We start from the raw sequence: 20,133 nt of genomic DNA, 5'->3' as shown, positions 1-20,133 counted from the left end.
GACGGCGGCGCGGCCCGCCCGGCCGGTGTCAGCGGGTGGTGTGCCGGTGGAAGACCCGCATCGTGAACGCCGATGTGACGAGCAGGATCGGCACCCACCAGGCGAGCGCCACCCAGGCGCTGTTGCCGAGCGGCGTGCCGACGAGCAGCGCGCGTACGGCGTCGACGACCGGCGTGAACGGCTGGTTCTCGACGATGACGCGCAGCACGGTCGGCATCCCGTCGGCCGGTACGAGCGCGCTGCTCGCGTACGGCAGGAACACCAGGATCATGGCGTAGCCGCTGGCGGCCTCGACGCTGCCGGCGATGACTCCGAAGAGTGTGGCGATCCAGGCGATGGCGACCACGAACAGCAGCAGGATGCCGCAGGCGGCCAGCCATTCGGAGGCGGTCGCGTTCGGGCGGAAGTCGACCAGATAGCCGACGCCGATCACCATCACGACGGACAGGATGTTCCGCAGCGACGCGGAGACGACGTGTCCGACGAGGACGGCGGGGCCGAACATCGGCATGGAGCGGAACCGGTCGACGATCCCGTTCTGGAGGTCGCTCGCCACCCCGACCGAGGTCGCCGAGGCGCTGAACGCCACGCTGAGCACGACGATTCCGGCGATCAGATAGTTGACGTAGGACGGGCCGCCGGTGTCGATGGCGCCGCCGAACATGTAGCGGAACAGCAGGAGCAGCATGACCGGCAGGGCGACCGCCTGGATCATCTGGTCGGCGCTGCGGGTGAGATGGCGCAGGCTTCTGCCGACGAGCACCCCGCAGTCTCCGAGGACGAGGGCGAACGACGAGCGTTCCTTCACCGCGACGGCCTGGGTCATTTCGTGTCTCCCGTGGTGGTGCTCTTGACGGCGCCGGTGCCGGTGGTCAGCGTGCGGAACACGTCGTCCAGCGTGGGTTCGTGGAGCGCGAACCGCGCCACGTCGATGCCCTTCTCCGCCGCCAGGTTCAGCAGGGCGCGGATGTCCGCGACGCCGTCGATGGCCACGCTGATGGTGTGCTCGTCCAACCGGTGTCCGGCGAAGAGTGCGTGAGCCATCGTCATGTCGGCCGCCGCGAAGGTCAGTTCGACGCGTTCCGTGCCTACCTGGCTCTTCAGCTCCTTCGCCGTCCCCTCGGCGACGACCCTGCCTCCGTTGATCAGGGCGATGCGGTCGGCGAGTTGGTCGGCCTCCTCGAGATACTGGGTGGTGAGCAGGACCGTGGTGCCGGCCGCCATCAGCGATCTGATGGTGTCCCACATCTCCATCCTGCTGGTCGGGTCCAGACCGGTGGTGGGCTCGTCCAGGAAGAGCACCGGTGGCGAGTTGAGCAGGCTGACCGCGAGGTCGAGTCTGCGGCGCATCCCGCCGGAGTAGGTCTTGATGGGCCGGTGCGCGGCGTCGACGAGGCTGAACTGTTCGAGCAGTTCACCCGCCCGGCGTACGGCCGCGGCCTTGCCGAGCCGGAACAGTCTGCCCATCATGACCAAGTTCTCGTGCCCGGTGAGCAGTTCGTCCACCGCCGTGTCCTGGCCGGTGAGCCCGATGATCCTGCGTACCGCGCGGGCGTTCCTGGTGGCGTCGTGGCCGCCGATGGTGACGGTCCCGCCGTCGGCGCCGAGCAGGGTGCTCATGATCCGTACGGCCGTGGTCTTGCCCGCGCCGTTGGGTCCCAGCAGCGCGAGCATCTTGCCGCGTTCGACAGTCAGATCGACCGACGTGAGGACCGACACGCTGCCGAACGATTTGCGTAGCCCCTTCGCCTCGATCATGTAGCTACTGGTCATCCAGGTACATCTCCCTACATGAATAGTGCGGTTGGGCGGATCGGGCGGGACCTGGGGGCGGGGCCGGCGGGGCGTTCCCGCCGGCCGCCGCACGCGCGGTCAGTCTCTCGTCGGATCGTCGCCGAGCGTTTCGCCCAGGGCCATGCTGATCAGTGCGTCGCTGTCCATGGCGTCGATGGCCGCCGACTCGCCGCTCCCCTCGGACTCCCCGTCGGCGGCGGCGCCGGAAACGGGTTCCGGCTCGATCCCGACGAGTTCGAGTAGTCCGTTCAGCAGTCCCGCCTCGCGCAGCCGGGCGACCGGGATCGCGGCGAGCGCGTCCCGGATGCCGTCGTCGGTCAGGGCCGGGCCCGCCGACTCGTCGGCCGCCGGGGCCAGTTCGGCGCCCAGGTGTTCGGCGAGCGAACGCGGGTCGGGGTAGTCGTAGATCATCCCCGCCGACAGCTTCAGTCCGGTGACGAGGGTGAGCTTGTTACGGAAGCCCATGGCGGACAGCGAGTCGAATCCGACCTCGTTGAACGGCTTGTCCAGCTCGATCTCCTCGGGCCCCGCGTAGCCGAGGATCCCGGCCGCGTGGGTCCGCACGAGCGTGAGCAGCGCGGGCATCCGCTGGTGGGGCTGCATCGCGGCGAGCCGTTCGCGCAGCGTGCCGCTCTCGGCCGGGGCGTCGTCGGCGGTACGGCGCGCGGACCCGGACGCGGGCACCAGGCTCCGCAGGAGCGCGGGCAGTTCGTCGGCGTCCCGGCCGGCGAGTGCCCGGGTGTCCAGCCGGATCGGCAGCAGCAGCGCGTCGTCCAGGGCGCGGGCCGCGTCGAGGAGACCGAGGCCTTCCGCCGTGCTGAGCGTGCCGATGCCGGTGCCGGCGAGCCGGGCGGTGTCGGCGGCGCCGAGGCCGTCGGCCATACCGCCGTCGCCGGTGTCCCACGCGCCCCAGGCGAGCGATGTCCCGGCCAGACCGGCGGCCCGGCGCCGGGCGGCCAGCGCGTCGAGGAACGCGTTCGCCGCCGCGTAGCCGCCCTGTCCGGGCGAGCCGAGCACACCGGCGGCCGAGGAGAACAGGACGAACGCCGAAAGGTCGAGCCCGCCGGTCAACTCGTGCAGATTGAGCGCCGCGTCGACCTTCGGCCGCAGCACCGCGGCCACCCGGTCCGGGGTGAGCGAGGTGATCACGCCGTCGTCCAGCACACCGGCGGCGTGCACGACGCCGCGCAGCGGCCGGTCGGCGGGCACGGTGGCGAGCAGGGCCGCCACCGCGTCCCGGTCGGCGATGTCGCAGGCGGCCACGGAGACGGTCGCGCCGAGTGCGGTGAGTTCGTCGCGCAGCGCGGCGGCCCCGGGGGCGTCCGCGCCGCGCCGGCTCGCCAGCAGCAGGTGCCGTACGTCGTGCCGGGCGACGAGATGGCGGGCGACGGCGCCACCGAGTGCCCCGCCCGCGCCGGTGATCAGGACGGTCCCTTCGGGGTCCCAGAGCGGGGCGGCCGGGGTGACGGGTGCGGCAGTCCGGATCAGCCGGGGGGCCAGGACGGCGCCGTCGCGCAGCGCCGTGTGGGGCTCGTCCGCCGCCGCGGCGGCGGTCAGCAGCCGCACTGTGGCGTCCGTGGCGCCGGTGTCCGTGGCGCCGGTCGCTTCGAGGTCCACGAGGGCGACGGGGCCGGGGTGTTCGGCCTGCGCCGAGCGCACCAGTCCGGCCACCGCCGCGCCCGTGAGGTCGCTCGGGTTCTCGCCGTCGCGGGCGACCGCGCCCCGGGTCACCACGACGAGCGTGCGGTCCGCCGAGCGCGGGTCCGCGAGCCACGACTGGAGGACCCCGAGGACGCGGTGCACCTCGCGGTGCACGGCGGGGGCGCCGGCCTCGTCGGAGCCGGCCGGCAGCAGGACGGGGCCCTCGCCGGCCGACGGGTCGTCGACGACCGTGGCGCCGAGCCCGTCGGCCAGCCCCCAGCGGTCGGGGCCGAGCACGCTCCAGCCGCCCGCACCGCCGACACCGTCCGCACCGCCCACACTGCCGACCGGTTCGGCGGTGACCCGCTGCCATTCCACACCGAAGAGGGTGTCGGCGTTCGCGGCGGGCGCGGCGACGGGCCGCGCGGTCGCGGCCGACAGGGGACGCAGCAGCAGGGATCCGACGGAGACGACGGGCTTTCCGGCGGCGTCGGCGATGTCCAGGGCCACCACGCCGTTGCCCGAAGGCCGTACGTGTACGCGCACGTTGGTGGTGCCGACCGCGTGCAGGTCCACCCGCTCCCAGGAGAACGGCAGTACGGGTTCGCTGCCCGCCGACGCTCCGCAGCCGATGGTGTGCAGGGCGGCGTCGAGCAGCGCGGGGTGGATCCCGAACCGGTCGACGTCGGTGTGGGTGCCGGGCTCCAGGCTCACCTCGCCGAACACCTCGTCGCCGCGCCGCCATACGGTACGCAGGCCCTGGAACGCGGGACCGTAGACCAGGCCCTGTTCCGCGAGGTCGGCGTACATCCCGTCGAGCGGCAGCCGCTCGGCGCGCGGCGGCGGCCACTCGGTGAGGTCGAACGACGGCCGTACGGCGGCGGCCGGTGCCAGCGCCCCGCTCACATGGCGGGTCCACGGCAGCCGGTCGTCGGCGCCTTCGACACGGGAGTGGACGCCGAAGCGCCGTACACCCGCCGAGTCGGGCGCGTCCACGGCGAGTTGGAGCCGTACGCCCGCCCGTTCCGGCACGACCAGGGGTGCCTCGATGGTCAGTTCGTCCAGCTGGGGGCAGCCGACCTCGTCGCCCGCCCGGATCGCCATCTCCACGAAGGCGGTGCCGGGGAGGAGTACGGAGCGGTCGACGCGGTGCCCGGCGAGCCAGGGGTGGGTGCCGAGCGAGATACGGCTGGTGAACAACACACCGTCGGCGCCCGCGAGTTCGGTCGCGGAGCCGAGCAGCGGGTGCTCCTCGGGACCGGCGCCGGCCGACGCGGTCTCCAGCCAGTAGCGCTGCCGCTGGAACGGATAGGTGGGCAGCTCGACCTGCTGGCGCTCACCGAACACGGCGCGCCAGTCGACGGACGCGCCGCTGATGTGCAGCCGCCCGAGTCCGGTCAGTGCGGCTGCGGCCTCCGGCCGGTCCTTGCCGATGAGCGGGGTGACCAGGACCTCGTCCGACCGCTCCACCAGGGCCTCCTGGGCGAGGGCGGCGAGGGTCGCGCCGGGGCCGATCTCCACGTAGCGGGTCACGCCGAGCGCGTCCATGGCGCGTACGGCGTCGTGGAACCGTACGGGACGGCGTACCTGCCCGACCCAGTAGTCCGGGGTGCTCAGTTCGTCACCGATCTCCTGGCCGGTGACCGTGGAGACGACCGGGATACGGGGCGCCTGGAACTGCGACTTCTGTGCCACGGCGGCGAGTTCGTCCAGCATCGGGTCCATCAGGCCCGAGTGGAAGGCGTGCGAGACGCGCAGCCGCCGGGTCCGGTCGAACGCCGCGGCGACGGCGTCGACCGCGTCGGCCGGGCCCGAGATCACCACGGATTCGGGGCCGTTGACGGCGGCGATGTCGACGTCGTCCGTCAGGGCGGCCCGTACGCGCTCCTCCGACGCGGCGACGGCGGTCATCGCGCCGCCGGTGGGCAGCGCCTGCATGAGGGCGCCGCGCGCCACGACGAGGGCGCCGGCGTCCTCCAGGGTGAGGACGCCGGAGACATGCGCGGCGGCCAGTTCGCCGATGGAGTGGCCCGCCACGTAGTCGGGGCTGATCCCCCACGACTCCAGCAGCCGGAACAGCGCCACCTCGACGGCGAAGAGCGCGGGCTGGGTGAACTCGGTCTCGTCCAGCAGCAGCGCGTCGGCCGTGTCGGGCTCCGCCCACATCACCTCGCGCAGCGGCCGGGCCGCGTACCGGTCGATCACCTCGCACACGCTGTCCAGCGCGGCGGCGAACACGGGGAAGGCGTCGTACAGTTCACGCCCCATGCCGAGCCGCTGCGCGCCCTGGCCGGAGAAGAGGAACCCGGTCCGGCCGCCGCCGGTGGCGACGCCCTCGGCGACGCCCGGTGCCTCCTCGCCGTCGACGAGGGCCATCAGACCGCGCAGGAACTCCGGGTAGCGGGCGCCGACCACGACCGCGCGGTTCTCCAGCGCGGCGCGTGAGGTGGCGAGCGAGTGGCCGACGTCGGCGAGGTCCCGGTCGGGGTCGTCGTTGAGGTAGGAGAGCAGACGTTCGGCCTGGAGGCGCAGGGCCTCCGTGGTGCGGCCGGAGAGCACCCACGGGACGGTCGGCGCGGCCTCGTCGGAGTCGGCGTCGGAGGGCGCGGGGGCGTCGGCCGTCCCGTGGGCGTCGGCCGGCGGCTCCTCGATGATCACGTGCGCGTTGGTGCCGCTGACGCCGAACGAGGAGACGCCCGCGCGCCGGGGCCGCTCCGAGCGCTCCCACGGCACGGCCTCGGTGAGCAGCCGGACATGGCCCGCCGACCAGTCGATCTCCCCCGACGGCGCGTTGACATGGAGGGTCTTCGGCAGTTCGGCGTGGCGCATGGCGAGGACCATCTTGATGATCCCGGCGACGCCCGCGGCTGCCTGGGTGTGCCCGATGTTGGACTTGACGGACCCGATGAGCAGCGGCCGGTCGGCCGGGGACTCCTGGCCGTACGTCGCCATCAGAGCCTGCGCCTCGATGGGGTCGCCGAGCCTGGTGCCGGTGCCGTGCGCCTCGACGGCGTCGATGTCGCCGGCGGTGAGGCGGGCGCCGGCCAGGGCCTGCCGGATCACCCGTTGCTGGGCGGGGCCGTTGGGGGCGGTGAGACCGTTCGACGTGCCGTCCTGGTTGACGGCGGAGCCGCGTACGACGGCGAGCACGGGGTGGCCGTTGCGGCGCGCGTCGGAGAGCCGTTCCAGGACGACGAGACCGGCGCCCTCGGACCAGGCGGTGCCGTCGGCGTCGTCGGAGAACGCCTTGCACCGGCCGTCGGGGGCGAGCCCGCCCTGCCTGCTGAACTCCACGAAGGTCTCGGGCGTCGCCATCACGGTGACTCCGCCGGCCAGCGCGAGCGAGCAGTCGCCCTGGCGCAGGGCCTGCGCGGCGAGGTGCAGCGCGACCAGCGACGAGGAGCACGCGGTGTCGACGGACACGGCGGGGCCTTCGAGTCCGAGGCTGTAGGCGACCCGTCCGGTCACGATGGAGCCGGAGCTGCCCGCGCCCAGATAGTCGTGGTACTGCACACCGGCGTACACCCCGGTACGGGAGCCCTTGAGCGACCGGGGGTCGATACCGGCCCGCTCCAGCGCCTCCCACGACGCTTCGAGGAGGATCCGCTGCTGCGGATCGATCATCGGCGCCTCCTTCGGCGCGACGCCGAAGAACGCGGGATCGAAGTCGCCCGCGTCGTACAGGAAGCCGCCCTCGCGGACGTAACTGGTGTTCGGGCGGCGGCGCTCGGGGTCGTAAAGGCCCTCGACGTCCCAGCCCCGGTCGGCGGGGAACTCCCCTATGCCGTCGGCCGCTTCGGTGAGCATCCGCCACAGGTCGTCGGGCGAGGAGACACCGCCGGGGAAGCGGCAGGCGAGGCCGACGATCGCGACCGGCTCGTCCTGTTCGGCGCCGGACGGCGCGGTGACGACGGCGGCATCGGCGGCACCGGACAGGGTGGCGAGCAGGTGCTCGGCGAGTGTGGTGGGGGTGGGGTGGTCGAAGACCAGGGTGGCGGGCAGCCGCAGGCCGGTGGCCGTGCCCAGGCCGTTGCGCAGTTCGATCGCGGTCAGTGAGTCGAAGCCGAGCTGCTGGAATTCGAGCAGCGGGTCGACCTCGCGCGCGGAGGGGTAGGCGAGGACGGACGCGGTGTGTTCGCGTACGAGGTCCAGGACGGCCGCGAGACGGTCCTCGGCGGGCAGCGCGGCGACCGTGCCGGCGTACGACGAGGTGTGCGCGACGGCTCCGGAGGCGGCGCGGCGGGTGCGGCCGACGGCCAGGGTGTGCAGCGGCTTCGGGGCGTCGGCGCCCCGGGCGCGCAGGGCGGCGAGGTCGAGCTTCACGGCGACGACGGCGGCCCCGGCTCCGAAGTCGGCCCCGGGCTCGGCCTCGGGCTCGGCCCCGGATCCGGTCCCGTCCGGTGCCGTACGGATCGCGGCGTCGAAGAGCGCCAGCCCCTCGTCCGTGGACAGCGGCAGCAGTCCGCCGCGCGCATGGCGGGTGGTGTCGGTGTCGGCGAGCGCGCCGCCCATGCCGCCGACGCCGCTCCACAGGCCCCAGGCGACGGACAGCGCGGGCAGTCCGGCCGCGCGGCGATGGGCGGCGAAGCCGTCCAGGAAAGCGTTGGCGGCGGCGTAGTTGGCCTGGCCGGGGGCGCCGAGGACGCCGGAGACGGAGGAGAAGAGGACGAACGCGGCGAGGTCGGCGCCCCGGGTCAGCTCGTGCAGGTTCAGTGCACCGTCGACCTTGGGCCGCAGCACCGCGTCCACCCGCTCGGGTGTCAGCGCGGTCAGTACGGCGTCGTCCAGCACACCGGCGGCGTGCAGCACGGCGGTGAGGGGGTGCTTCTTGGGGATCCGGCCCAGCACCTTGCCCAGTGCCCTGCGGTCGGCGACATCGCAGGCGGACACGCTCACCTGGGCGCCGAGCGCGGTGAGTTCGGCGACGAGAGCGGCGACGGCCGGCTTGCCGCCGCGGCTGAGCAGCAGCAGGTGCCGGGCGCCGTGCTCCGTGACGAGACGGCGGGCGACGACGCCGCCCAGCGCGCCGGACGCGCCGGTGAGGAGCACCGTGCCCGCGGGGTCGAACGCCGGTCCGCCACCGCCCTGTTGGGGCTCCGGCGCGGTGCGGATGAGCCGGGCGGCGTGCGGGACGGTGCCGCGTACCGCGATCTGCGGCTCGCCACCGGCGCGTAGGGCGGCCAGGACGTCGTCGGCGATGTCCGCCTCGGGGTCCTCGACGTCGAGCAGTACGAACCGGTCCGGGTGTTCGGCCTGCGCCGCGCGGACCAGGCCCCAGACGGCCGCGCCCGCGAGGTCGCGTACCGGCTCGCCGACGGCCGGGACGGCGCCGGAGGTGAGCAGGACCAGCGTGGCGCCGGCGGTGTGGCCGGAGGCGAGCCACGCCTGGGTGGCGAGCAGCGCGCGGCTGGTGGCCGCGCGGGTGGCCCCGGCGTCCGTGCCGGGGACGCCGCGCAGGACGACGACCTCGGGGACCGGTCCGGTGAGGTCGACGGCGTCGAACTCGGCGGTGGCCGACCGGTGTTCGGGCAGTGCCTCGGCCGGCATCGGCAGCCAGTCGGTGCGGTACAGCGGAAGGCGTACGGCCCCGGCGGTGTGCGCGGTGGTCTCCAGCGGGCGGAACACGTTGGCCTCGACGGTGGCGACGGGGTCGCCCGCCGCGTCGGCGACCGTGACGGCGAAGGTCTCGGGCGCGGTCGGCGAGAAGCGTACGCGCAGCGCGGAGGCGCCGCTGGCGTGCAGTTCGACGCCGGACCAGGAGAACGGGACGAGGCCGGTGCCGCCGGCCGTGCTGTCGCCGCCGCCCGCCGCCCGCAGGGCGTGGGTCGCCGCGTCGAGTACGGCGGGGTGGAGGGCGAACTCCTCGGCGCCGTGGGCCGGTTCGTCGGGCAGCCGTACCTCGGCGAAGATCTCGTCGCCGACGCGCCAGGCGGCGCGCAGGGAGCGGAACACGGGGCCGTAGGTCAGTCCGGTGTCGGCGAAGTCGTCGTAGAGCCCGTCCGTCGGGATCTCCTCGGCGTCCTTCGGCGGCCAGACGGTGAGCGAGGCGCCGGGGCGGCCGGTCGACCGGGCGACGGTGCCCGCCGCGTGCCGGGTCCACGGCTCGTCGTCGGGCGCGTCCTCGGGCTGCGAGTGCACGGCGACGGGGCGGCGCCCGGACGGGTCGGCGGCGCCCACGGTGAGCTGGACCCGTACGCCGCCGTGGGCGGGCAGCACCAGGGGGCCGCTGAGGGTCAGTTCCTCGACGCGTCCGCAGCCGACCTGGTCGCCCGCCTGGACGGCGAGTTCCACGAAGGCCGTGCCCGGCAGCATCGCGGTGTCGCCCACCATGTGCTGGGCCAGCCAGGGCTGTTGGGCCAGCGAGAGCCGACCGGTCAGCACGGCGCCCTCGGTGCCGGCGAGGGTGATCGCGGCGCCGAGCAGGGGGTGTCCGTGGGTGCGCAGGCCCGCCGAGGCGACGTCGTCCTGCGTGTCGCGCCCGTCGAGCCAGTAGCGGCGGTGCTGGAACGCGTAGACGGGCAGCGGGACTTCGCGGGCGCCCCGGCCGGCGAAGACGGCCGTCCAGTCGGGGTCGACGCCGCTGATGTACAGCTGGGCCAGTGCGGTCAGTACGCTGCCGGGCTCGGGCCGGTTCGCGCGGAGCGTGGGCAGCACGACGGCGCCGTCCTCGGCCGCCGTGAGGGCGCGGCGGGTCAGCGCGGCGAGCACGCCGTCGGGGCCGACCTCGACGTAGCGGGTGACGCCGGTGGATTCCAGGGTGCGTACGCCGTCGTGGAAGCGGACGGCCTCGCGGACGTGCCGAACCCAGTACTCGGCGCTGCCGAGTTCGCCGGCCGTGGCGAGCTCGCCGGTGACGTTGGAGACCACGGGAACGGTCGGCGCGGCGAAGGTCAGACCCCGCACGACGGCGCCGAACTCGGCGAGCATGCCGTCCATGTGCGGGGAGTGGAAGGCATGGCTGACGCGCAGCCGCCGGGTCTTGCGGCCGGTGTCGGCGAACCGGGCGGCGAGGGCGGTGACTTCGCCGTCGTCGCCCGAGATCACCACGGAGCGGGGGCCGTTGACGGCGGCGAGGCTCACCCGGTCGGTGAGCAGCGGCCGTACCTCGTCCTCGGTGGCCTCGACCGCGATCATCGCGCCGCCGCCGGGCAGCGCCTGCATGAGCCGGCCTCGGGCGGCGACGAGCGCGCACGCGTCGTGCAGGTCGAGCACCCCGGAGACATGGGCGGCGACGAGTTCGCCGATGGAGTGGCCGATCAGCACGTCCGGGGTGACGGACCAGGACTCCAGGAGCCGGAAGAGCGCCACCTCGACGGCGAACAGGGCGGGTTGGGTGTACTCGGTGCGGTCGAGCCGCTCGGCGTCGTCGAAGATGACGTCCCGCAGCGGGCGGTCCAGGAACGGTCCGAATACGTCGCACACGGTGTCCAGCGCGGCGGCGAACACCGGGAAGGCGGCGTGCAGTTCACGTCCCATGCCGACGCGCTGGGAGCCCTGGCCGGAGAAGAGGAACGCGGTACGGCCGGGGACCGGCGGGCCCGTCAGGAGTCCGGGGGCGGTGGCCCCGTCGGCGAGCGCGGTGAGCCCGTCGGCCGCGGCGGCGGTGTCGCCGGCGAGGACCACGGCGCGGTGCTGGAGCGGGGAGCGGGTCGTCGCCAGCGAGTGGCCGAGGTCGAGCAGCCGGTCCGCGGAGTGTTCCGTGAGGTGGGCGGCGACCGGGATCAGCTGCCGGGCCTGGGCCTGGAGCGCCGTCGGGCTCTGGGCGGTGACGGGCAGGGGTACGGCGGCCCCGGCGGGCCACGGCGCGGCGTCGGCCGGCTGCTCGGGCTCGGGCTCGGGGGCGGGCGCCGGGGCCTCCTCCAGGATGACGTGGGCGTTGGTTCCGCTCACCCCGAACGAGGACACGCCCGCGCGGCGCGGCCGGTCCCCGTTCTCCCAGGGGCGTTCGCTCTCCAGGAGCCGTACGGCGCCGGCCGACCAGTCGATCTCACCGCTCGGCCGCGACACGTGCAGCGTCTTCGGCAGCAGCTTGTGCCGCATGGCGAGAACCATCTTGATGACACCGCTCACCCCGGCGGCGGCCTGCGCGTGCCCGATGTTGGACTTGACCGAGCCGAGCCACAGCGGCCGGTCCTCGGGGCGGTCCGCGCCGTATGTCGCGAGCAGCGCCTGCGCCTCGATCGGGTCGCCCAGGGTCGTACCGGTGCCATGCCCCTCCACGGCGTCGATGTCGGCCGGGGACAGGGCCGCGTTCGTGAGCGCCTGCCGGATGACGCGCTGCTGGGAGGGGCCGTTCGGCGCGGTGAGGCCGTTGGAGGCGCCGTCGGAGTTGACGGCGGAGCCGCGGATGACGGCGAGTACGGGGTGGCCGGCCCGGCGCGCGTCGGACAGCCGCTCCAGCAGCAGCAGTCCGGCGCCCTCGGACCAGCCGGTGCCGTCGGCGTCGTCGGAGAACGCCTTGCAGCGGCCGTCCGGGGCGAGACCGCGCTGCCGGCTGAAGGCACGGAACGGGGACGGTGTGGACATCACCATCACACCGCCCGCCAGGGCGAGGGAGCAGTCGCGCTGCCGCAGGGCCTGGGCGGCCAGGTGCAGGGCGACCAGGGACGACGAGCAGGCGGTGTCGACGGTGACTGCGGGGCCTTCGAGTCCCAGCGAGTAGGCGATGCGGCCGGAGATGACGGAGCCCGCGGTGCCGGTGCTCAGGTAGTCGTCGGCGACGGCCGCCATCCGCGCGGGCGCGACTCCGTCGTAGTAGTCCTGGCTGCCGCTGCCGAGGAACACGCCGACCGGTGCCTCACGCAGCGAGAGCGGCGGGATGCCGGCGCGCTCCAGGGTCTCCCAGGCGAGTTCGAGCGCGACGCGCTGCTGCGGGTCCAGGGCCAGGGCCTCGCGCGGCGAGATGCCGAAGAACGCGGCGTCGAAGTCACCGGCGCCGCTGAGGAATCCGCCCTCGGTGACCCGGTCGTCGGCCGGACCGCCGTCGAAGAGCGCGTCCACGTCCCAGCCGCGGTCGGTGGGGAACGGGCCGATCGCGTCGCCGCCCGCCGCCACCAGCTTCCACAGGTCCTCCGGGGTGCGGATGTCGCCGGGGAAGCGGCAGCCCATGGCGACGATGGCTATCGGCTCCTGCTCGGCGGCCTCCAGCTCGCGCAGCCGCTCGCGGGTCTGGTGCAGATTGGCCGTCACGCGCTTGAGGTAGTCGACCAGCTTGTCTTCGTCAGCAGCCATTGCTTCTCGTGTCCTGTCCCTGGGGGATGCCCGGTCAACTCGCGCCGAGTTCGTTGTCGATCAAGTCGAAGAGGTCGTCGGTCGTGGCCGACTTCAGCCGGTCCGTCACACTCGGGCCGTCCCCGCCGCCGAGGGTCCCGGTCAGCTTCCCGACCAGGCTCTGGAGCCGTGCGGTGACGCGGGTGCGTTCGATCTCGTCGCGGCTCAGCTCCGCCAACCGGGCTTCCAGCCGGTCGAGTTCGACGCTCAGCGGTACGGCTCCGGCGCCCTCGGTCTCGCAGACGAGCGTCCAGAGGTGCGCGGCGAGCGCCTTGGAGCTGACGTAGTCGAAGACGACGGTGGCGGGCAGCTTCAGCCCGACGGCGGCGCCCAGCCGGTTGCGCAGGTCGACGGCCGTCACGGAGTCGAAGCCGATCTCCTTGAAGACACCGTCGGGTTCGACGGACGCGGCGCCGGGGTGGCCGAGTACGGCGGCGACATGGCCGCGCACCAGTTCGAGGAGGTGCTGGTGCTGCTCGGTCTCGCTCAGTGGGGCGAGCCGGTCGGCCAGCGCCGTACCCGCGCCGTCGGCGGTGGCCGGTGCGTCGCCCGCACCGGTCTGCTCGTCGAGGACCCGCCGCGCGTCGGTGAGGTCGCGCAGCAACGGGCGGTCGCGGGCGAGGGTGTAGACGGGGACGAAGAGGTCCCAGTCGATGTCGGCGACGACGAGATGGCTCTCGTCCCGGTCCAGCGCGAGGCCGAGCGCCCGTACGGCGGCCTCCGGGTCCATCTCGGCCAGGCCCATCCGGCGCAGGTGCGCGCCGCTCTCCTCGCCGACCATGCCGCCGCCGCCCCAGGAGCCCCAGGCGACGGACGTCGCGGTGAGGCCGCGGGCGCGGCGGCGCTGGGCGAGCCCGTCGAGGTAGGCGTTGGCGGCGGCGTAGGCGGGCTGTCCGGCGGTGCCCCAGACGGCGGCGCCGGAGGAGAACAGCACGAAGGCGTCGAGTTCCCGGTCGCCCAGCGCCGTGTCCAGGGCGGCGGCTCCGCCGGCCTTGGCGCGCATCGCGTCGGCGAACTCCTCGGGGGTCACCTCGGCCAGGGGCGTTTCCCCGGTCAGTACCCCGGCCGCGTGCAGGACGGCGGTCAGCGGTTTGTCGTCGGGCAGTGCGGCGACGAGCGCGGCGACCGCCGCCGGGTCGGCGACGTCGCAGGACTCGACGACCACCTCGGCGCCCAACTCGTTCAGTTCGGCGGCCAGTTCGGCGGCGCCGGGTGCGTCGGGGCCGCGCCGGCTGGTGAGGACGACGCGTTCGGCTCCGGCGCTCGCCAGCCAGCGGGCCACGTGCCCGCCGACGACTCCGGTGCCGCCGGTGACCAGCACGGTGCCGCGCGGGCGCCAGGTGGTGGGGGCGTCGTCGCCGAGCGGGGCGCGTACCAGCCGGCGGGCGAAGGCTCCCGTACGGCGCACGGCGACCTGCTCCTCGCCGTCGGCGCCGGACAGGATCCGGCAGAGGCGGTCCAGGGCGGCCGGGTCGCCGGTCTCGGACGCGGCGATGTCGACGAGGCCGCCCCAGGTGTCCGGGGCGTCGAGCGCGAGTACGGTGCCCAGTCCCCAGAGGGCGGCGGCGTCTGGGTCGACGTCCTCGGCGGTGTCGACCGCGACGGCGCCGGAGGTGACGCACCACAGGGGCGCGGCGATGTCCGCGTCGCGCAGCGCCTGGAAGAGGGTGACGGTGCTCCGGACGGCGTACGGAAGTCCCGCGTGCCCGGCTCCCGCCGGTCCTTCGGTGGCCGTCAACGACAGGACGCCGGTGGGCTGTTGACCGGCGAGCGCGTCGCGCAGCCGGGCGGCGAGCGCGGCGCGGTCCGTGGCCTCCCCGGTCCCGGCGGTGACGACGGTGGCGCCGCTCGCGGCGAGCGCGCGGCCGATCGCGTCGGCCCGCGGGTCGCCGGGCGGGACGACGAGCAGCCAGCAGCCGGTCAGCCCCGTGAACGGGCCGCCGGCCGGGGGCGCCCAGGTCACCCGGTAGCGCCAGGAGTCGACGGTCGACCGCCGGTTGCGCTCCCGGCGCCAGGCGGCGAGTGCGGGCACGACATCGCCCAGCCGGGCGGCGTCCACGTCGAGCAGTTCGGCGAGCGCCCCGGTGTCGTTGCGCTCCACACCGGCCCAGAACGGGCCGTCGTCCGCCGTGCCGGGCACCGGCGCGGAGGTGGTGGGCAGCGCCCACTCGGGATGCCAGTAACGGCTGCGCTGGAACGGGTTGGTCGGTACGTCGACGGGCTCGGCGTCCGGGAAGAACGTCGCCCAGTCCACGGGCAGTCCGCGCACGTGCCGTTCGGCCGCCGATCTGACGAACCGGTCGAGCCCGCCCTCGTCACGCCGCAGCGTGCCGGTGACGACGGCGGTGTTCTCCAGCGCGTCCAGGGTCTCCTGGATGCTCATGCCGAGGACCGGGTGGGCGCTGATCTCCAGGAACGCCATGGGGCCCGAGGTGGCCAACTCCCCCACCACCGAGGCGAACCGGACCCGGCCCCGTAGATTGTCGAACCAGTAGCGCGCGTCCAGCTCGGTGCCGTCGACCCAGCCGCCGGTGACGGTGGACATCATCGCCACCTCCGCCTCGCGCGGTTCGATCGGCGCGAGATCGCTCAACAGGCGCTCCTCCAGGGCGTCGACGAACGCGGAGTGCGAGGCGTAGTCCACGGGGACCCGCTTGGCGCGTACGTCGTCGGCCGCCAACTCCTCCCGCAGCCGGTCCAGTACGGCGCCCTCGCCGGACAGCACCACGGACTCGGCGCCGTTCTCGGCCGCGATCGAGACCTGGTCGCGGTAGCGGTCCACGTACGCCTCGGCGCGCTCGGCCGACAGGCCCACGGCGAGCATGCCGCCCCGCCGGTCGAGGAGTTCGGCGATGGCCTTGCTGCGCAGGGCCACCACACGCGCGCCGTCGTACAGCGACAGGGCGCCCGACACGCTCGCGGCGGCGATCTCGCCCTGCGAGTGGCCGATGACGACGTCGGGCTCGACGCCGTGCGCGCGCCAGACGGCGGCCAGGGAGACCATCACGGCCCACAGCACGGGCTGGACGACGTCGACGCGTTCGGCGGGCGGTGCGCCGGGATCGCCGCGCAGGACCTCGGTGACCGACCAGTCGACGTACTGGGACAACGCCTTCTCGCACTCGGCGAGCCGCTGCGCGTACACCTCGGACTCGGCCAGGAGCCGGGTCGTCATGCCGGCCCACTGCGAGCCCTGGCCGGAGAAGACGAAGACCGTCTTGGCGCGCGCCCCGGCCGCGCGGCCGGTCACGACGCTCTGCGCGGCCTCGCCGCTCGCCAGGGCGCCCAGCCCGGCGGTGAGTTCGGCCCGGTCGGCGCCGACGACGACGGCGCGGTGCTCGAAGAGGGAGCGGCCGGTCACCAGCGAGAGGCCGGTGTCGTCGAGACGGGCGGCGGTGTCCAAGGGGCCGGCGGTGTCCGGGCCGACGGCGGTGTCCAGGGCGCCGGCCGTGTCCAGGTGGACGGCGACGCGGCGCGCCGACTCCCGCAGCGCGGACTCCGTCCTGGCCGAGAGCACCAGCGGGGTGACCGCGCCGCCGGCCGGCCGCTCGCCGGTGGCGTCCGCGCCGCCCGGCCGCTCGTCGGTCTCCTCCAGGATGATGTGCGCGTTGGTGCCGCTGAGGCCGAACGACGACACGGCGGCCCGGCGCGGACGCCCGTGGTCCTGCCACGGCTCGGCCTCGGTGAGCAGGCTGACCGCGCCCGACGCCCAGTCCACGTGCCGTGAGGGCTCCCCCACGTGCAGGGTCTTGGGCAGTTGGCGGTGCCGCATCGCGAGGAGCATCTTGATGATGCCGGCGATGCCCGCCGCGGCCTGCGGATGGCCGAGGTTGGACTTGATGGAGCCGAGCCGCAGCGGCCGGTCGGCGGGCCTGCCCTGCCCGTACGTGGCGAGCAGCGAGCGCGCCTCGATGGGGTCGCCGAGCGCGGTGCCGGTGCCGTGCGCCTCGACGGCGTCGACGTCGGCCGTGGTGAGGCCCGCGTCGGCGAGGGCCTGCTGGATGACCTTGATCTGGGAGGGGCCGTTCGGCGCCATCATGCCGTTGCTGGCGCCGTCCTGGTTGACGGCGGAGCCGCGCACCACGCCCCACACCCGGTGGCCCAGCCGCCGTGCGTCGGAGAGCCGTTCGAGGACCAGCACACCGACGCCCTCGGCCCAGGAGGTGCCGTCGGCGTCGTCGGAGAACGACTTGCAGCGGCCGTCGGGGGCGAGCCCGCGGCGGCGGCTGAAGTCGACGAAGATCTCGGGGGTGCTCATCACGGCCACCCCGCCGGCCAGTGCCATCGTGCACTCGCCGCTGCGCAGCGACTGGGCGGCGAGGTGCACGGCGACCAGCGAGGACGAGCAGGCGGTGTCGACGGAGACGGCCGGGCCCTCAAGTCCGAGGTTGTAGGCGACCTGGCCGGAGACCAGGCTGCCGCCGGGGGCGCCGCCGTCGTAGTCGTGGTACATCAGACCGGCGAACACACCGGTGGCGCTGGAACGCAGGGACTCGGGGGCGATACCGGCCCGTTCGACCGCCTCCCAGGACGCTTCGAGGAGGATGCGCTGCTGCGGGTCCATCCGGCCGGCTTCCAGGGGGCTGATCCCGAAGAACGCGGCGTCGAATTCGGCGGCGTCGTAGAGGAATCCACCCCTACGCACATACGTTTTTCCGGGCTGCTCGGGATCGGGGTGGTAGAGGCGCTCCACGTCCCAGCCGCGATCGGCCGGAAAATCACCGATCGCGTCCCGGCCTTCCGCCACGAGCCGCCACAGTTCGTCCGGGGTGGAAATACCGCCGGGATAACGACAGCTCATACCGACGATCGCGATGGGCTCGTAGCCACGCGACTCGACTTCCCGCAGCCGTTGCCGCGTCTCCTGGAGGTCGGCGGTCGCCCGCTTGAGATATGCGCGAAGCTTTTCTTCCTGACCCATGGCGGCCCCGTTCACGAGATGCCCAATTCGGTTGCCCAGCGCGTGGAATGACACCACTGGAATGAGATCGAATGAGTTCGCCGTGCGTCGCGAACCGGAGAGTTCCTTCTTCGCTCCGTCGAAGCTCCACGCTGAACGCTACCGAGATCGGGTACCCGCACCCACCCCTAAATTCGGTGGGGCCGGACCGCCCGCCCCTTCATCGGCCGGTCGCGATGCCGACCAATTCCGGTACGACCTCGCGCGGGGTCGGCATGGACGTCATTTCCTTGAGGAGGAGCCGAGCTTTCTCCCGGGCCGGGGAATCACCCGCGAGCTGCCCGATGACGGCGGCGTCCAGCCGTGCCGGGTCGCTGAGCAGTCCGGCGCCGTGCTGGGCGAGCCGCTGCGCGATACCGGCGCCCGGGGCGGCGGAGTCGGACAGAAGGGTGAGCTGCGGCAGCCCGTGGGAGAGCGCGGCCATGGCGAGCGCGGTGCCGCCCCCGTGCACGACACCGACGCAGGACGCGAGGACGGTCCCGGCCGGTACGGAGTCGAAGAGCCTTGCCTGGGCGGGGAGTTGGACGCCGGGCGGGATACGGTCCTGGCTCAGTTCGCAGATCAGCTCGGCGTCGGTTCCGGCCGCCGCGTCGAACAGGGCGGGGATCGCGCTGTCGGGTACGTCGGGGGCCACGTAGATCCTGCGGGTGCGCGGGGTGCGCTGGAGCCAGGCGGGGATCACGTCGGGGCCGGTGTAGGGCACCAGGCGTACGGACAGGTTGTCGGCGTCCTCCGACCGGCGCAGGGACGGCGGGAGACAGTCCAGGGTGCCGTCACCGTCGGCCCGTTCGCCGGCCACTCGCTCGCCGGCCACCCGCTCGCCGCCGGCCCGTTCGCCGGCCGTACGGTCCACCGGGTCGCCGTCCGCGCCGGGGCGGCTGTCGAACGGTCCGACGACGCGGACGCGCGCCGCGCCCAGCAGTCCGGCCGCGGTCGCCCCCGCGGGCGCGTGGGCGTCCCAGAGCACCAGGTCGGGCCGCCACCGCTCGCCGTGGGCCACCAGGCCGTCCACGTCGGCCTGTTCGGCGAGGCGCGCGCCGTCGGCCGAATCGCCGGAGGCCGCCCCGGGCGAGTCGGACCCGTCGGGGGCGTCCGTGCCGACGGCGACGGCGACGAAGCCGGCCGCGGTGACGGCCTCGGTGAAGGCGGGGCGGGCGGCGATCAGCACCGCGTGCCCCGCCGTGCGCAGGGCCCAGCCCAGCGGCACCAGATGGTGCAGTCGTGTGTGCGAAGACGGCGCTACCAGTAGAACGCGCATGAACCCCTCCACGGAACCCGGCAAGTCGGCGCTGAGCAGCTGAGCACGCGACGGGACGTCACGGACGATAGCGCCCGCGCGTCGCCGCGCGGACCCCTAAGCGGACGGGCGTAGGGGGTGGTGGCCCGGCCCGGTGCGGACCCGGCCGTGGCCGCCCCCGCGACCGTCGACGGGCGCCCGGCCGCCTCGTACCGGCGCCCCCGGATAGGGGTTGACCGGCCGGCCGGGCCGCCCCGCCACGGCCCCCGCCACGAACACTGACGCGACGTCAGACGCGGCACCGGCAGCAGAACCTGACGCGGCATCAGACGTAGCTGTAGAAACCACGACCGGACTTCTTGCCGAGCAGTCCGCCCTCGACCATCCGGGACAGCAGCGGCGGCGCCGCGCACAGGGGGTCCTTGAACTCCGCGTACAGCCCGTCCGCGACCGCCGCGAGCGTGTCGAGACCGATCATGTCGGCCAGTCTCAGCGGCCCCATCGGATGGGCGCAGCCCAGGGTCATCCCCCGGTCGATGTCCTCCGGCGTGGCGAACCCCGACTCCGCCATCCGCATCGCCGCGAGCAGATAGGGGACGAGGAGGGCGTTGACGACGAAGCCGGCCCGGTCCGGGGACCGTACGACCTCCTTGCCCAGCATCTTCGTGACGAACGTCTCGACCCGGTCGTACGTCTGCTCCGAGGTGAGCAGACAGCCGGTCAGCTCGACCAGCGGCATGACGGTCACCGGGTTGAAGAAGTGCGTCCCGACGACCCGCTCGGGGCGCGCGGTGGCGCCGGCGACCCGCATGACGGGCAGCGACGAGGTGTTGGTGGTCAGGACGGCCCGCGGGTCCTCGACGATCGCGTCGAGACGGGCGAAGAGCGCGAGTTTGGCCGGCTCGTCCTCGGTGATGGCCTCCAGGACCAGCTGGCGCCCGGCGAGGTCGCGCAGATCGGTGGTGAGGGTGATCCGCCCGAGGATCGCGGCGCGTTCGGCCTCGGCGACCCGGCCCTTGGCCACGGCCCGGTCCAGCGATTTCTCGATCCGGTGTATGCCGGCCGTCGCCGAGCGGTCGGACGAGACGGCGACGAGCACGTCCACACCGGATCCGGCGCACATCTCGGCGATGCCGGAGCCCATCAGACCGCAGCCCACCACCCCGACCCGGCTGATCTCGGTGCCGTCGCCCGGGTCGCCGGCCCCGGCGGCCCCGGCGGCCCCGGCGGG

Annotated in this window: 5 protein-coding genes and 1 pseudogene; all 6 read right to left on the bottom strand. The window is 74.2% G+C overall.

Annotated features, from left to right (window positions below; genetic code table 11):
* Positions 1 to 28 precede the first annotated feature (28 nt).
* A complete protein-coding gene (locus tag ACFYNU_RS23515; RefSeq protein WP_356588510.1) occupies positions 29 to 826 on the bottom strand; it encodes an ABC transporter permease in 798 nt (265 codons plus the stop codon).
* Positions 823 to 1,773 (bottom strand): ATP-binding cassette domain-containing protein, encoded by a 951-nt coding sequence (locus ACFYNU_RS23510; protein WP_356588508.1) that lies wholly within the window; start codon positions 1,771 to 1,773, stop codon positions 823 to 825. Before ACFYNU_RS23510 ends, ACFYNU_RS23515 begins: the two co-directional genes overlap by 4 nt.
* A 99-nt stretch (positions 1,774 to 1,872) precedes the next feature.
* Positions 1,873 to 12,666 (bottom strand): type I polyketide synthase, encoded by a 10,794-nt coding sequence (locus ACFYNU_RS23505; protein WP_356588506.1) that lies wholly within the window; start codon positions 12,664 to 12,666, stop codon positions 1,873 to 1,875.
* A gap of 34 nt (positions 12,667 to 12,700) precedes the next feature.
* A pseudogene (locus ACFYNU_RS23500) lies at positions 12,701 to 17,626 on the bottom strand (type I polyketide synthase); the annotation flags it as partial.
* A gap of 199 nt (positions 17,627 to 17,825) precedes the next feature.
* Positions 17,826 to 18,923 carry a nucleotide disphospho-sugar-binding domain-containing protein gene (locus ACFYNU_RS23495; protein ID WP_356588502.1) on the bottom strand — a complete coding sequence of 366 codons (1,098 nt, stop codon included), beginning with the start codon at positions 18,921 to 18,923 and terminating at the stop codon, positions 17,826 to 17,828.
* A gap of 304 nt (positions 18,924 to 19,227) precedes the next feature.
* Positions 19,228 to 20,046: a 3-hydroxybutyryl-CoA dehydrogenase gene (locus ACFYNU_RS23490; protein WP_388767172.1), complete on the bottom strand. Its 819-nt coding sequence runs from the start codon at positions 20,044 to 20,046 to the stop codon at positions 19,228 to 19,230.
* Positions 20,047 to 20,133 lie beyond the last annotated feature (87 nt).

The organism is Streptomyces sp. NPDC006643 (assembly GCF_042870175.1).
Taxonomy (GTDB): Bacteria; Actinomycetota; Actinomycetes; order Streptomycetales; family Streptomycetaceae; genus Streptomyces.
The sequence above is the reverse complement of the archived record's forward strand: the minus strand, read 5'-3'. Positions and strand labels throughout refer to the sequence as shown.